Here is a 13,889-nt window from a genome sequence, read left to right as displayed (position 1 = left end):
CAACCCCCTGAGCACATCACCCTCACGTCCCACTGAGCAGGCAGGGAGCCGCATCCCGATGTCCGAGCCGGAAGAGCTGCACCACCCCGACATCCACACGACCGCGGGCAAACTCGCGGATCTGCGGCGCCGCGTGCAGGAGGCGACGCACGCCGGCTCGGCGCGGGCCGTCGAAAAGCAGCACGCCAAGGGCAAACTGACGGCCCGTGAGCGGATCGACCTGCTGATCGACGAGGGCTCGTTCGTGGAACTCGACGAGTTCGCGCAGCACCGCTCGACCGACTTCGGCATGGAGCAGAACCGGCCGTACGGCGACGGTGTCGTCACCGGGTACGGCATGGTCGACGGCCGTCCCGTCGCCGTCTTCTCGCAGGACTTCACGGTCTTCGGCGGCGCCCTCGGCGAGGTGTTCGGGCAGAAGATCATGAAGGTGATGGACTTCGCGCTGAAGACCGGCTGTCCGGTCATCGGCATCAACGACTCGGGCGGCGCCCGCATCCAGGAGGGCGTCTCGGCCCTCGGCATGTACGGCGAGATCTTCCGCCGCAACACCCATGCCTCGGGCGTGATCCCGCAGATCAGCCTGGTCGTCGGCCCCTGTGCGGGCGGCGCGGTCTACTCCCCCGCGATCACCGACTTCACGATCATGGTCGACCAGACCTCGCACATGTTCATCACGGGTCCCGACGTCATCAAGACGGTGACGGGCGAGGACGTCGGCTTCGAGGAGCTCGGCGGCGCCCGCACGCACAACGCGGTGTCAGGCGTGGCCCACCACATGGCGGGTGACGAGAAGGACGCCATCGAGTACGTCAAGCAGCTGCTGTCGTACCTGCCGTCCAACAACCTCAGCGAGCCCCCGGTGTTCCCCGAGGAGGCGGACCTCGCGATCACCGACGAGGACCGCGAGCTGGACACGATCGTGCCGGACAGCGCGAACCAGCCGTACGACATGCACACGGTGATCGAACACGTCCTGGACGACGCCGAGTTCTTCGAGACGCAGCCGCTGTTCGCGCCGAACATCCTCACCGGCTACGGCCGGGTCGAGGGCCGGCCGGTGGGCATCGTCGCCAACCAGCCGATGCAGTTCGCCGGCTGCCTGGACATCGACGCCTCGGAGAAGGCGGCCCGCTTCGTCCGCACCTGTGACGCCTTCAACGTCCCGGTCATCACCTTCGTGGACGTCCCCGGCTTCCTCCCGGGCGTCGGCCAGGAGCACACCGGCATCATCCGCCGCGGCGCCAAGCTGATCTACGCGTACGCCGAGGCCACCGTCCCGCTCATCACGGTCATCACCCGCAAGGCCTTCGGCGGCGCGTACGACGTCATGGGCTCCAAGCACCTCGGAGCCGACCTCAACCTCGCCTGGCCCACTGCCCAGATCGCCGTCATGGGCGCCCAGGGCGCGGTGAACATCCTGCACCGCCGCACCATCGCCGCCGTCACCGACCCCGGTGAGGCGGAGGCCACCCGGGCCCGCCTGATCCAGGAGTACGAGGACGCGCTCCTCAACCCCTACACGGCGGCCGAGCGCGGCTACATCGATGCGGTGATCATGCCCTCCGACACCCGCTCCCACCTCGTACGGGGTCTGCGTCAGCTGCGCACGAAGCGGGAATCACTCCCTCCGAAGAAGCACGGCAACATCCCCCTGTAGACCCCGGGACCCTTGGGAGCAGAGATGAACATCAAGGTCGTACGGGGCAATCCGACCCCCGAGGAGCTGGCCGCCGCACTGGCGGTGGTCCAGGTCCGCGCCGCGGCGGCGGCCGGCCCGCCGTCCGGCGCGCCGGGAACCAGGGACGCGTGGGCGGACCCGTCCCGTATCGCCACCCGTCGTCTGCCGCAGCCGGGCGCGTCGACCTGGGCCCGGACCTACTGGCCCAGCTGACGCGAGCGCCCCGCCGGGAGTCGGGGCGCCGTGGGCGACCGGGCGGGCGCCGCGCCTACGCGCGGCCCCGCAGGCAGGTCGCCACCTCCTCGGCCATCACCGCGATCCCGGCGTCGTTCGGATGCAGGTGGTCGCCGAAGTCGTAGGCCGCCCGCAGCCGGTCCAGGTCCGCCGGACCGGCGAGGGCGCGGTGCAGATCCACCACCGCGTCCCACTCCCCCGAGCCCCGGATCCACTCGTTCACCTCGTGGCTCACCTTCGCCGCGCGCTCCCCCCAGTGATCGGACCCGGCGAAGGGGAGCAGCGTCGCGCCGATCACCCGCAGCCCCCGCCCACGCGCCTGCCGTATCAGCTCCCGGTATCCGGTGACGAGTTCGTCGGCCTCCACCACCGGTGCGGGCTTGTACGTCGGCTGCTCGGCGGTCTCGCCGAACCCGATGTCGTTGAGACCGTGGAGCACGACGAGTGTCCGCACGCCCGCGTGTCCGAGGACGTCCCGCCCTAGCCGCCGGACCCCCTTCTCGCCGTACCAGGCCGAGTCGTTCAGCAGCAGGTTCCCTCCGATACCCGCGTTGAGGACGCAGCGTCCCGTGCGCTCGGCGAGCGCGTCGGACCAGCGGCGGTTCGCGCCCGGTGTCGAGCCGAATCCGTCCGTGAGGGAGTCGCCGAAGAGCGCGACACCGTCCGCGCGGTCCGCGTCGACTTCCACGGCCGACAGGAAGTACCAGGACTCGGTCGTCTCGCCGAACCCCTCCCCGCCGATGTCGTCGAGGCGGTCCCCCGCACCCCGGTAGCTCGTCGTGAAGGCCTGCGCGTGGAAGGTCGCGGGGCCGGTGACGGCGTCGAGGTGGAGGGTGACGGTGACCGACTCCAGGGGTTCCAGGGCGAGTTCGGCCGGGTCGCTGACGATCTGTCCGCGCGCCGGGATTCCGGCGCCGGACGCGCCCCCGAAGGTGAGCCGCCGCAGCGAGCCGGGCTCGACGGCGGCCCCCTCGCCCGCGCGCGCCACCGTGGCCCCGGCGATTCGCAGTGGCGAGGTCCCGTAGGCGTGCGAGAGCCGTATACGGACCCGGCCGCCGCCCGCGCCGACCCGGACGACCTGGCGCAGCGACTGGCGCCAGAAGCCCTCCCGCGACCAGTTGGGGGTGAAGCCCTCGCTGGGGAGCTGGGGCGATGCGGTCCAGGCGCTGATGAACACGGCAGTTCCCTCCCTAAAGGGGACTAGGGTTCCTTTAGTGGTGGGCACGACCGTAGCAGGCGTGGCGGCACTAAAGAAACCCTGGACCCGTTTACGGGGGTCGAGGTCAAGTTGAGTACGCGTACTCAGGCGCCCGGCACCCGGCCCGCCGCACGATCGGGGGCATGCTGTGGTCCGACCCCGAGAACGAGCCGCCGAAGGAGTTGCGCGACATGCAGGACATGTTGCGGCGGCTCGGCGTTCTCATGGCACTGGCCATGCTGCTCGCGATGATCGTCCTCGGCGTGATGTGAGCGGCGGACGACACGCCCGCGCCGATACGCTGACCGCATGACCGATCAGCCGCGCCGCCGCCTCGTGCTCGCCTCGCAGTCCCCCGCCCGGCTCAACCTGCTGCGCCAGGCCGGACTCGCCCCAGAGGTGATCGTGAGCGGGGTCGACGAGGACGCCGTCTCCGCCCCGACTCCCGCCGAACTCGCGCTCGCCCTCGCCGAGGCCAAGGCCTCCGTCGTGGCCGCGCGGCCCGAGGTGCAGGGCGCCCTGGTGATCGGCTGCGACTCGGTCCTGGACCTGGACGGCCGGGCGCTCGGCAAGCCGGCGGACGCCGAGGAGGCCACCGCCCGGTGGAAGGCGATGCGCGGCCGGGCCGGGACCCTCCAGACGGGGCACTGCGTCCACGACACGGCGACCAAGCGGTACGCGTCGGCGACCGCGTCCACCGTGGTCCGCTTCGGCAAGCCGACCGACGCCGAGATCGCCGCGTACGTCGCCTCGGGCGAGCCGCTCCACGTCGCCGGCGCCTTCACGCTCGACGGCCGCTCGGCCCCGTTCATCGAGGGCATCGACGGCGACCACGGCAACGTCATCGGCATCTCCCTGCCCCTGGTCCGCCGGCTGCTGGGCGAACTGGGCGTCAGCATCACGGAGTTGTGGACGACACCGCGGGAGAAGTGACAGCCGCCGAGGCGGTCAGGAGGCGCTGGGTGCCGGAGGGGCCGCGACCGGGGCTCCTCCCTTGCCGCCGCTCGCCCCGTCCGCGCCACCGTCGCCGTCCTCCGGCGCGGCGTCGGCGGGACCCGCCGCGGGGCCGAACGCCAGCAGCGTGAACAGGATCAGCCCGAGCACCACCATCATGAAGGCGAACGCGCCCCAGCCCACCAGTCCCACCGTGAACGCGCCGAGCAGTCCGTGCACCACGGCGGCGCTGATCAGCAGGACGCGCCCGACGACCCCCGGAGCGCGGTTCCGCACCGCGACGAGCAGCGCGACGACCCCGCACAACGCGAAGTAGAGACCGAAGACCACTCCCCCGATCTTCGACGAGGTGGACATCATGTCCGAGTCCAGCCCCGCCAGGGACATGTCCTGCCGGTCGACGACCACGCCGAGGAACCAGTTCAGCAGCGCGATACCGACCGCTTCCACGAAGAGCACGATCGCCGCCACCCACGCCACCGGTCTGCGTACCACCGGTCCCCACCCACTTCCGAGTGCTGTTACCCCAAGTACGTTCGAGACAACCCGAACGCTACTAACGGGTAAACCACGGGACAAGGGTTCTGCCGAGGGCAAAGAATCATTGGGCCATTCGTAGGGACTCCACAAAGAAACGATGTGCGGCGCGGCACAGCCGCACAGAGACCTTGACCACACATGAGGGCTAGGGTTCAGCCAAGGATTCCTGCGTACCGCGGTGTGACAAGGGATCTCGCGGGTCGAGCGAGCCTCGAATCACGCTCCGTGTGGGCAAGCTCACCATTGGGGACGGGTCGAAAGGCCGTGTCGGCAGTCCCTAAACTCGGCTTGTTTCAAGGAGGGAGCCATCGTGCGCAAGGTGCTCATCGCCAACCGTGGCGAAATCGCTGTCCGCGTGGCCCGGGCGTGCCGGGATGCCGGGATCGCGAGCGTTGCCGTGTATGCGGAACCGGACCGGGACGCTGTGCATGTCCGAGCGGCGGACGAGGCGTTCGCGCTGGGCGGTGACACCCCGGCCACCAGTTATCTGGACATCGCGAAGGTGCTCAGGGCCGCCGGGGACTCGGGGGCGGACGCGGTCCATCCCGGGTACGGCTTCCTGTCCGAGAACGCCGACTTCGCGCAGGCGGTCCTGGACGCCGGACTGATCTGGATCGGGCCGCCCCCGCAGGCCATCCGTGACCTGGGGGACAAGGTCGCCGCCCGGCACATCGCCCAGCGTGCCGGTGCCCCGCTCGTCGCGGGCACCCCCGACCCGGTCTCCGGCGCGGACGAGGTCGTCGCCTTCGCGAAGGAGCACGGGCTGCCGATCGCGATCAAGGCGGCGTTCGGCGGCGGCGGACGCGGGCTGAAGGTCGCCCGCACCCTGGAGGAGGTCCCGGAGCTGTACGACTCCGCGGTCCGGGAGGCGGTCGCCGCGTTCGGACGCGGCGAGTGCTTCGTCGAGCGTTACCTCGACAAGCCCCGCCATGTGGAGACCCAGTGCCTGGCCGACACGCACGGCAACGTGGTCGTCGTCTCGACCCGTGACTGCTCGCTCCAGCGCCGCCACCAGAAACTGGTGGAGGAGGCTCCGGCTCCGTTCCTGTCCGACGCGCAGGTCGCCGAGTTGTACGCGTCGTCCAAGGCGATCCTGAAGGAGGCCGGCTACGTCGGCGCGGGCACGGTGGAGTTCCTCGTCGGGATGGACGGCACGATCTCCTTCCTGGAGGTCAACACCCGTCTGCAGGTCGAGCACCCGGTCACCGAGGAGGTCGCCGGCATCGACCTGGTCCGGGAGATGTTCCGTATCGCCGACGGTGCGGAACTCGGCTACGGCGATCCCGAACTGCGCGGCCACTCCTTCGAGTTCCGCATCAACGGCGAAGACCCCGGCCGGGGCTTCCTGCCCGCCCCCGGCACCGTCACCACCTTCGCCCCGCCCTCCGGCCCCGGCGTCCGCCTCGACGCGGGCGTCGAGTCCGGTTCGGTCATCGGCCCCGCGTGGGACTCCCTGCTGGCCAAGCTGATCGTCACGGGCGCCACCCGCGAGCAGGCGCTCCAGCGCGCCGCCCGCGCCCTGGAGGAGTTCACCGTCGAGGGCATGGCGACGGCGATCCCGTTCCACCGCGCGGTGGTGCGGGACCCGGCGTTCGCTCCGGAGCTGACCGGCTCCGCGGACCCGTTCACGGTCCACACCCGGTGGATCGAGACCGAGTTCGTCAACGAGATCCCCGCCTTCACGGCCCCCGCGGACGTGGACGCCGAGGACGAGGCGGGCCGCGAGACGGTCGTCGTCGAGGTGGGCGGCAAGCGTCTTGAGGTGTCGCTGCCGTCCTCGCTGGGCATGTCGCTGGCCCGCACCGGACTCGCCGCGGGCGCCAAGCCGAAGCGCCGCGCCGCCAAGAAGTCCGGCCCGGTCGCTTCCGGCGACACCCTCGCCTCGCCCATGCAGGGCACGATCGTGAAGATCGCGGTCGAGGAGGGCCAGGAGGTCCAGGAGGGCGACCTCATCGTCGTCCTGGAGGCCATGAAGATGGAGCAGCCCCTCAACGCCCACCGCTCCGGCACCGTCAAGGGCCTGAGCGCGGAGGTCGGCGCGTCCATCACGTCGGGCGCCGCGATCTGCGAGATCAAGGACTGAGACACCGCCGTACGGACCGACCCCGGTCCGTACGGCATCCGAAGCGCCCGGTGGACCGGAACGGTCGGTCTGCCGGGCGCTTTGCTGTGTCTGTGTCTGTGTCCGGGTCCGGGCGCAGGCTCAGGTCCGGGTGCAGGCTCAGGTCCGGGTGCAAGCCCGGGTAGAGGTGCAGGTCCGGGTACGGGTCCGGGTCCTCGTCGTGGTCCCGGCCCGGTCCGGTTCGATTCGGGCGGACGGGTATCGCGCGGGTGAGTGGGGGCGTGGCGGAGAGGGTCGCCCGTACGGGTGAACGCGGGTACCGGCTGTGGGCGTGCCCGCGCTCCCGGCGGATCCTGTGGACGTGGGCCCACTCCTGTGGACGTGGGCCGGCGGGCCTCACGCGGGGAAAGGCCGGACGGCGATCCGGGCTGCGGCTCCACCACGGGCCGGCACGATCCGGTGGGCGAGGGACCACGACGGGCCGCCAGGGACCCGGCGACCGGCCTCACCGGCGGTCACACCGGCGGTCAGAAGGACTGGAGCGGTCGTCTTCGGCCACTGGGCCGCCGCGTACCGTCAAAGGTCACCACAGGCCGTCACGAACCGTCACGGCCGCGGTGGTCGGCGCCTCGCTCGGTGCCCGACTGGCGGCGGCTCGGCCCGCGCGTCGGAAGGCACCTCGGCCTGTGCTCCAGGCTGTGCTTCAGCCCCCGCCTCGGGCTGTGCGTCGGTCTGCGCCTCGGTCAGCGGCGGCGTAAATCCGCCACCCGAGCCCGCTCTCCGGGAGACTGCTCACCCAGGGAGGTCGCGCTGCGCAACTGCGGCCCGGCGCCCGGGACCTGACCACGCCGTGGACCGGGGAGAGGCACGTCCCGGCGCGGCTGACGCCCCGCCGGGGCCGTATCGCCTGCCGTACCACCGCCCGACTGCCCCGCCACCGCGATCTGCACGCCCTGGTCCGCCAGCGCCTGCAGTTCGGTGACCGCGCGATCGTCGTGCGCGGGCGGCTCGTCGGTCACCAGACGGGTGATCAGATCGGTCGGTACCGTCTGGAACATGGTGTCGGTGCCGAGCTTGGTGTGGTCGGCGAGGACCACGACCTCCGCGGCGGCCTGCACCAGCGCGCGGTCGACGGACGCCGACAGCATGTTGGAGGTGGACAGGCCGCGCTCGGCGGTGAGCCCGCTGCCCGACAGGAAGGCCCGGGAGACCCGCAGCCCCTGGAGGGACTGCTCGGCACCGCTGCCCACCAGCGCGTAGTTGGAGCCGCGCAAGGTGCCACCCGTCATGACGACCTCGACACGGTTGGCATGGGCCAACGCCTGGGCCACCAGCAGGGAGTTGGTGACGACGGTCAGCCCGGGCACCCGCGCGAGCCGGCGAGCCAGCTCCTGCGTGGTGGTACCCGCGCCCACCACAATGGCCTCGCCCTCTTCGACGAGACCCGCGGCGAGATCGGCGATGGCCGTCTTCTCGGCGGTCGCGAGATGCGATTTCTGCGGAAAGCCGGACTCCCGCGTGAACCCGCCCGGCAATACCGCACCGCCATGCCGGCGGTCGAGGAGTCCTTCTGCCTCCAGTGCGCGCACGTCCCGCCGTACGGTCACTTCGGAGGTCTGGACGACGCGGGCGAGCTCACGGAGCGACACGGCCCCGTTCGCTCGCACCATTTCGAGGATCAATTGGCGACGTTCTGCAGCGAACACGAAACTGACAGTAACCCCAACGACCGTCTGCTTTCAGCAGTTTGCGCCGAATAACAGAAGTTGTTCGCATGGTGGGGTACGAAGTGGTATACGCGTCTACTCGCGCCGCCTATGCCGCGGGAATGGGCGGCAACTCCCCGTGACCAGCGGGAAATCGCTTTCGCCCGTCAGCCCTCGTCGGTCAGCTTACGAGTGTGCAGCTGCCGCGCCACCTCGGCGATCGAGCCCGAAAGGGAGGGATACACGGTGAACGCGTTCGCGATCTGTTCGACCGTCAGATTGTTGTCGACCGCGATCGAGATGGGGTGGATCAGTTCCGAGGCGCGCGGGGCGACGACCACACCGCCGACCACGATCCCGGTCCCCGGACGGCAGAAGATCTTCACGAAGCCGTCCCGGATGCCCTGCATCTTGGCGCGCGGGTTGCGCAGCAGGGGCAGCTTGACGACCCGGGCGTCGATCTTGCCCGCGTCGACGTCGGCCTGCGAGTAGCCCACGGTGGCGATCTCGGGGTCGGTGAAGACGTTGGACGACACCGTCTTGAGGTTCAGCGGCGTGACCGAGTCGCCCAGGAAGTGGTACATGGCGATACGTCCCTGCATCGCCGCCACCGAGGCGAGGGCGAAGATGCCCGTCACGTCACCGGCCGCGTACACGCCCGGGGCCGTGGTCCTGGACACCTTGTCGGTCCAGATGTGCCCGGAGTCCCTGACCTTGACCCCGGCCTCCTCCAGGCCCATACCGCTGCTGTTCGGAATGGCGCCGACGGCCATCAGACAGTGCGAGCCGCTGATGACACGACCGTCGGAGAGGGTGACCTCCACCCGGTCGCCGACCCGCTTGGCGGACTCGGCGCGCGAACGGGCCATGACGTTCATGCCGCGGCGCCGGAAGACGTCCTCCAGCACCGCCGCCGCGTCCGGGTCCTCGCCCGGCAGCACGCGGTCACGGCTGGAGACCAGGGTGACGCGCGAGCCGAGCGCCTGGTAGGCGCCGGCGAACTCGGCTCCGGTGACACCGGACCCGACCACGATGAGCTCCTCGGGCAGCTCGTCCAGGTCGTACACCTGTGTCCAGTTCAGGATCCGCTCGCCGTCCGGCTGGGCGTCGGGCAGCTCGCGGGGGTGCCCGCCGGTGGCGATGAGGACGGCGTCGGCGACGAGCGTCTCCTCGGTGCCGTCCGCGGCGCGCACGACGACCTTGCGCGAGCCGTCCAGGGACTGCATGCCCTCCAGCCGGCCACGGCCGCGCAGCACGCGCGCGCCGGCCCGGGTGACGGAGGCGGTGATGTCGTGCGACTGGGCCAGCGCCAGCCGCTTCACCCGGCGGTTGACCTTGCCCAGGTCGACCCCGACCACCCGCGCGGACTGCTCCGCCGGCGGGGTGTCGTCGGCGACGATGATGCCGAGTTCCTGGTACGACGAATCGAACGTCGTCATCACCTCGGCCGTGGCGATGAGGGTCTTCGACGGCACGCAGTCGGTGAGCACCGACGCCCCGCCCAGACCGTCGCAGTCGACGACGGTCACCTCCGCGCCGAGCTGGGCGGCCACCAGGGCCGCCTCGTATCCGCCGGGTCCGCCACCGATGATCACGATCCGAGTCACGTACTCCATTGTCCCGCACGCTTCAAGGTGCCCGCGCCCCGGGGGCCGCCGACCGCGTATTCGAGCTGCTTCTGTTACGCGGGAGGCGCACGTGTTCACTGCCGTACCCTCGACCACATGTCGCTCTACGCCGCGTACGCCGGCAATCTCGACCCGCGGCTCATGACGCGCCGCGCCCCGCACTCGCCGCTGCGCGCCACCGGCTGGCTGAACGGCTGGCGGCTGACCTTCGGGGGCGAGCACATGGGGTGGGAGGGTGCGCTCGTGACCCTCGTCGAGGCGCCCCGTTCGCAGGTCTTCGTGGCGCTGTACGACATCGCCCCCCTGGACGAGGACTCCATGGACCGCTGGGAGGGCGTGGGCCTCGACATCTACCGCAGGATGCGCGTACGGGTGCACACGCTGGAGGGCGAGGAGCCCGCGTGGGTGTACGTACTGAACGGGTACGAGGGCGGCCTCCCCTCCGCGCGCTACCTCGGTGAGATCGCCGACGCGGCGGAGTCGGCGGGAGCGCCGCACGACTACGTGATGGAGCTGCGCAAGCGCCCCTGCTGACGAGCCCGCGTCTCTTCGTTGGAAACGACAAGACAACGATCGCAAGACCGTGAGCTCCGTCATCTACGCGCGTAGGCCCGGACCGGCTACCCTCATGCGCGTGAACGCATCTCTTCTTCCGGACGACATCCAGGGCGACCCCTACGCCGCTGCCGACGCCGCCGCCACACGCCTGCGGGAGCTCACGGGCGCCGAGACCCACGACGTCGCGCTCGTGATGGGCTCCGGCTGGGCTCCGGCCGTGGACGCCCTCGGCTCCCCCGAGGCCGAGTTCCAGGTCACCGAGCTGCCCGGGTTCCCCCCGCCCGCGGTCGAGGGCCACGGCGGCAAGGTCCGCTCGTACCTGATCGGCGACAAGCGGGCCCTGGTCTTCCTGGGCCGCACCCACTACTACGAGGGCCGCGGAGTCGCCGCCGTCGCGCACGGTGTCCGTACGGCCGTCGCCGCCGGCTGCAAGACCCTCGTGCTCACCAACGGCTGCGGCGGCCTGCGCGCCGACATGCGTCCCGGCCAGCCGGTGCTGATCAGCGACCACATCAACCTGACGGCGACCTCCCCGATCGTCGGGGCGAACTTCGTCGACCTCACCGACCTCTACTCCCCGCGGCTGCGCGCCCTCTGCAAGGAGGTGGACCCCACCCTGGAGGAGGGCGTCTACGCGCAGTTCACCGGGCCGCACTACGAGACGCCCGCCGAGATCCGGATGGCCCGCACCATCGGCGCGGACCTCGTCGGCATGTCGACGGTCCTCGAGGCCATCGCCGCGCGTGAGGCCGGGGCGGAGGTGCTGGGCATCTCCCTCGTCACCAACCTCGCCGCCGGTATGACGGGCGAGCCGCTGAACCACGAGGAGGTCCTCCAGGCCGGCCGTGACTCCGCGACCCGCATGGGTGCGCTGCTCACCCAGGTCCTGGACCGGCTGTAGGGACCGCGCCCCGGGTCCCCCGGTGTCGGCGTTCGACGGTGCGTCGTCCGGCCGCGGGCGGGTGGGGGCCGGACGCGCGGTTCCCCGCGCCCCTGGGCGACTCGGCCCGCCCGCGTCCGAGGACGAGGACGTTCGGGCCGAAGCGGGGGTCCGGGGGGACGGTCCCCGGGAACGGGACGGGGTAGGAGCGGCGGGGGACGCGGAAAGCCCACCGCGGCCCGGTATCAGCAAGGCACCACAGACAGAGAGGTACACCCGACGTGCAGGACGAACTCATCGCACGGGCCGAGGCGTGGCTGGCCGAGGACCCCGACGCGGAGACCCGTGAGGAACTCGCCAAGCTCATCGACGCCCGGGACGTCGCCGAGCTCACCGCACGCTTCAGCGGCACCCTCCAGTTCGGCACCGCGGGACTGCGGGGCGAACTCGGCGCGGGCCCGATGCGCATGAACCGCGCGGTGGTCATCCGCGCCGCCGCCGGTCTGGCCGCGTACCTCAAGGCCAAGGGCGAGGCCGGCGGTCTCGTCGTCATCGGCTACGACGCCCGCCACAAGTCCGCCGACTTCGCCCGCGACACCGCCGCGGTGATGACGGGCGCGGGCCTGCGGGCCGCCGTGCTGCCCCGCCCTCTCCCCACGCCCGTCCTGGCCTACGCCATTCGGCACCTCGGTGCCGTGGCGGGCGTCGAGGTCACCGCCAGCCACAACCCGCCCCGCGACAACGGCTACAAGGTGTACCTCGGCGACGGCTCCCAGATCGTCCCCCCGGCGGACGCCGAGATCGCGGCCGAGATCGACGCGGTCACCCGCCTGGACACCGTCCCCCGCCCGGACAGCGGCTGGGAGATCCTCGACGACGGCGTCCTGAACGCCTACCTGGCCCGTACGGACGCCGTGCTCGCCCAGGACTCCCCCCGCACCGCCCGTACCGTCTACACGGCGATGCACGGCGTCGGCAAGGACGTCCTGCTCGCCGCCTTCGCCCGCGCCGGCTTCCCCACCCCCGTACTGGTCGCCGAACAGGCCGAGCCGGACCCGGACTTCCCCACCGTCGCCTTCCCCAACCCGGAAGAGCCCGGCGCGATGGACCTCGCCTTCGCGAAGGCCCGTGAGACGGACCCCGACCTGATCATCGCCAACGACCCCGACGCGGACCGCTGCGCGGTGGCCGTGAAGGGCCGCGAGGGCGCGGACTGGCGGATGCTGCGCGGCGACGAGGTCGGCACGCTGCTCGCCCGGCACCTGGTCGACCGCGGCGCCCGCGGCACCTTCGCCGAGTCGATCGTCTCCTCCTCCCTCCTCGGCCGGATCGCCGAGAAGGCGGGTCTGGCGTACGAGGAGACCCTGACCGGCTTCAAGTGGATCGCCCGTGTGGAGGACCTGCGCTACGGCTACGAGGAGGCGCTCGGCTACTGCGTCGACCCCGAGGGGGTGCGCGACAAGGACGGCATCACGGCGGCCCTCCTGATCACGGAGCTCGCCTCCCAGCTCAAGGAGGACGGCCGTACCCTGCTGGACCTGCTCGACGACATCGCCGTGGAGCACGGTCTGCACGCCACGGACCAGCTCTCCGTCCGTGTCGAGGACCTCTCGGTGATCGCGAACGCCATGCGCAGCCTGCGCGAACAGCCGCCCACGCGGCTGGCGGGCCTGCCCATCACCAAGGCCGAGGACCTCACCCTGGGCACCGACAGGCTCCCGCCCACGGACGGTCTGCGCTACACGCTGGACGGCGCCCGCGTCATCGTCCGCCCCAGCGGTACGGAGCCGAAGCTGAAGTGCTACCTGGAGGTCGTGGTGCCGGTCGGCTCGCACGCCGGACTCGCCGCGGCCCACGCCGAGGCCGCCGAGCTGCTCACGGCCATCAAGCGCGACCTGTCGGCGGCGGCCGGCATCTGACGCCGGCCCCGGTGGGCCCGCCGGGCAGGACCCGGTGGGCCCACGGAGCTGGGCGGGACGGACCCACGGAGCGGGGCCGGGTGGGTGCACCGAACAGCACCGGGTGGGCCCACCGAGCACCCCGGACCACCCCTCCACCGCCCCTGCGGGTGATATTTCCGCCCGGCACTTGACGCAGCACTCCCGTGCGCCGCCACCCGGCCGAGGAACGGTTACCGGTAGCGCCCCGCCGAGTCCCAGGAGCTGCCGCGTGTCCCCGACCGCTTCCCGGCCGACCTCCGCCCCGTCCCGGAACTCCCCCGGCGGGCTCCTCCCGGACACCACCCCGGGCACCCGGCTCCTCGGGTCCGCGGCCTCGCTCCGCACCCGGCTGGGCCGGGCGGCCCCCGCTCTGCCGGCCTACGCCGCGGCTCCGCGGGACAGGACGACCCGGCCCGGGTCGGGCGCACGGTCGTACGGGACAGCGGCCGGCCGTACGCGGCGACACCGGCCCGCGGCGCCGCGACCGACGGGCCCCGCCGTTCTCAGA

12 protein-coding genes are annotated in these 13,889 nt (G+C 71.7%); 8 read left to right on the top strand and 4 right to left on the bottom strand.

The window, feature by feature from the left end; all coding sequences use genetic code 11:
* Positions 1 to 58 precede the first annotated feature (58 nt).
* Both OHB41_RS28880 and OHB41_RS28875 read left to right on the top strand, forming a co-directional pair.
* Positions 59 to 1,660, top strand: coding sequence for an acyl-CoA carboxylase subunit beta (locus OHB41_RS28880; RefSeq protein ID WP_266701029.1), 1,602 nt, complete (start codon positions 59 to 61; stop codon positions 1,658 to 1,660).
* Between the two features lie 24 nt (positions 1,661 to 1,684).
* Positions 1,685 to 1,894 (top strand): acyl-CoA carboxylase epsilon subunit, encoded by a 210-nt coding sequence (locus OHB41_RS28875; RefSeq protein ID WP_266701028.1) that lies wholly within the window; start codon positions 1,685 to 1,687, stop codon positions 1,892 to 1,894.
* A 55-nt stretch (positions 1,895 to 1,949) separates the two neighbouring features.
* Here OHB41_RS28875 and OHB41_RS28870 read toward each other — a convergent pair whose 3' ends face one another.
* Positions 1,950 to 3,092: an SGNH/GDSL hydrolase family protein gene (locus tag OHB41_RS28870; RefSeq protein ID WP_266701027.1), complete on the bottom strand. Its 1,143-nt coding sequence runs from the start codon at positions 3,090 to 3,092 to the stop codon at positions 1,950 to 1,952.
* Positions 3,093 to 3,256: 164 nt separating this feature from the next.
* On the opposite strand from OHB41_RS28870, the gene mmpB reads away from it, so the two are divergent.
* Both mmpB and OHB41_RS28860 read left to right on the top strand, forming a co-directional pair.
* Positions 3,257 to 3,385 carry a morphogenic membrane protein MmpB gene (gene mmpB / locus OHB41_RS28865; protein WP_266701026.1) on the top strand — a complete coding sequence of 43 codons (129 nt, stop codon included), beginning with the start codon at positions 3,257 to 3,259 and terminating at the stop codon, positions 3,383 to 3,385.
* Positions 3,386 to 3,422: 37 nt separating this feature from the next.
* Entirely contained in the window at positions 3,423 to 4,046 is a 624-nt protein-coding gene (locus OHB41_RS28860) for a Maf family protein (protein ID WP_266701025.1), read from the top strand.
* Between the two features lie 15 nt (positions 4,047 to 4,061).
* Here the strand turns inward: OHB41_RS28860 and OHB41_RS28855 are convergent, their stop codons facing one another.
* Positions 4,062 to 4,562 (bottom strand): hypothetical protein, encoded by a 501-nt coding sequence (locus tag OHB41_RS28855; RefSeq protein ID WP_266701024.1) that lies wholly within the window; start codon positions 4,560 to 4,562, stop codon positions 4,062 to 4,064.
* Positions 4,563 to 4,917: 355 nt separating this feature from the next.
* Between OHB41_RS28855 and OHB41_RS28850 the strand changes: the two genes are divergently transcribed.
* Positions 4,918 to 6,690 (top strand): acetyl/propionyl/methylcrotonyl-CoA carboxylase subunit alpha, encoded by a 1,773-nt coding sequence (locus tag OHB41_RS28850; RefSeq protein WP_266701023.1) that lies wholly within the window; start codon positions 4,918 to 4,920, stop codon positions 6,688 to 6,690.
* Between the two features lie 722 nt (positions 6,691 to 7,412).
* On the opposite strand, the gene OHB41_RS28845 is transcribed toward OHB41_RS28850, so the two are convergent.
* Together OHB41_RS28845 and OHB41_RS28840 are read right to left on the bottom strand one after the other, a co-directional pair.
* Positions 7,413 to 8,375, bottom strand: a complete 963-nt coding sequence (locus OHB41_RS28845) for a DeoR/GlpR family DNA-binding transcription regulator (protein WP_266701022.1) — start codon at positions 8,373 to 8,375, stop codon at positions 7,413 to 7,415.
* A gap of 167 nt (positions 8,376 to 8,542) precedes the next feature.
* Positions 8,543 to 10,081: an NAD(P)H-quinone dehydrogenase gene (locus OHB41_RS28840; RefSeq protein WP_266701021.1), complete on the bottom strand. Its 1,539-nt coding sequence runs from the start codon at positions 10,079 to 10,081 to the stop codon at positions 8,543 to 8,545.
* A gap of 18 nt (positions 10,082 to 10,099) precedes the next feature.
* On the opposite strand from OHB41_RS28840, the gene OHB41_RS28835 reads away from it, so the two are divergent.
* The 3 genes from OHB41_RS28835 to OHB41_RS28825 all read left to right on the top strand — a co-directional run bounded on the left by OHB41_RS28835 (position 10,100) and on the right by OHB41_RS28825 (position 13,360).
* The gene (locus OHB41_RS28835) at positions 10,100 to 10,537 is read left to right on the top strand and encodes a gamma-glutamylcyclotransferase family protein (protein ID WP_054233631.1); all 438 of its coding nucleotides are present in this window, start codon (positions 10,100 to 10,102) and stop codon (positions 10,535 to 10,537) included.
* 100 nt (positions 10,538 to 10,637) lie between these two features.
* Entirely contained in the window at positions 10,638 to 11,462 is an 825-nt protein-coding gene (locus OHB41_RS28830; RefSeq protein ID WP_266701020.1) for a purine-nucleoside phosphorylase, read from the top strand.
* Between the two features lie 260 nt (positions 11,463 to 11,722).
* Positions 11,723 to 13,360: a phospho-sugar mutase gene (locus OHB41_RS28825; protein WP_266701019.1), complete on the top strand. Its 1,638-nt coding sequence runs from the start codon at positions 11,723 to 11,725 to the stop codon at positions 13,358 to 13,360.
* Positions 13,361 to 13,889: the final 529 nt, after the last annotated feature.

This window comes from Streptomyces sp. NBC_01571 (genome assembly GCF_026339875.1).
Lineage (GTDB): Bacteria > Actinomycetota > Actinomycetes > Streptomycetales > Streptomycetaceae > Streptomyces.
Note: the sequence above shows the minus strand (reverse complement) of the source record. Positions and strands in the feature narration are given on the sequence as shown.

Bases quoted from the DNA above. Each gene is read 5' to 3' on its own strand.
- OHB41_RS28835 (WP_054233631.1), top strand. From the start codon at position 10,100: ATGTCGCTCTACGCCGCGTACGCCGGCAATCTCGACCCGCGGCTCATG.
- OHB41_RS28880 (WP_266701029.1), top strand. From the start codon at position 59: ATGTCCGAGCCGGAAGAGCTGCACCACCCCGACATCCACACGACCGCG.
- mmpB (WP_266701026.1), top strand. From the start codon at position 3,257: ATGCTGTGGTCCGACCCCGAGAACGAGCCGCCGAAGGAGTTGCGCGAC.
- OHB41_RS28860 (WP_266701025.1), top strand. From the start codon at position 3,423: ATGACCGATCAGCCGCGCCGCCGCCTCGTGCTCGCCTCGCAGTCCCCC.
- OHB41_RS28875 (WP_266701028.1), top strand. From the start codon at position 1,685: ATGAACATCAAGGTCGTACGGGGCAATCCGACCCCCGAGGAGCTGGCC.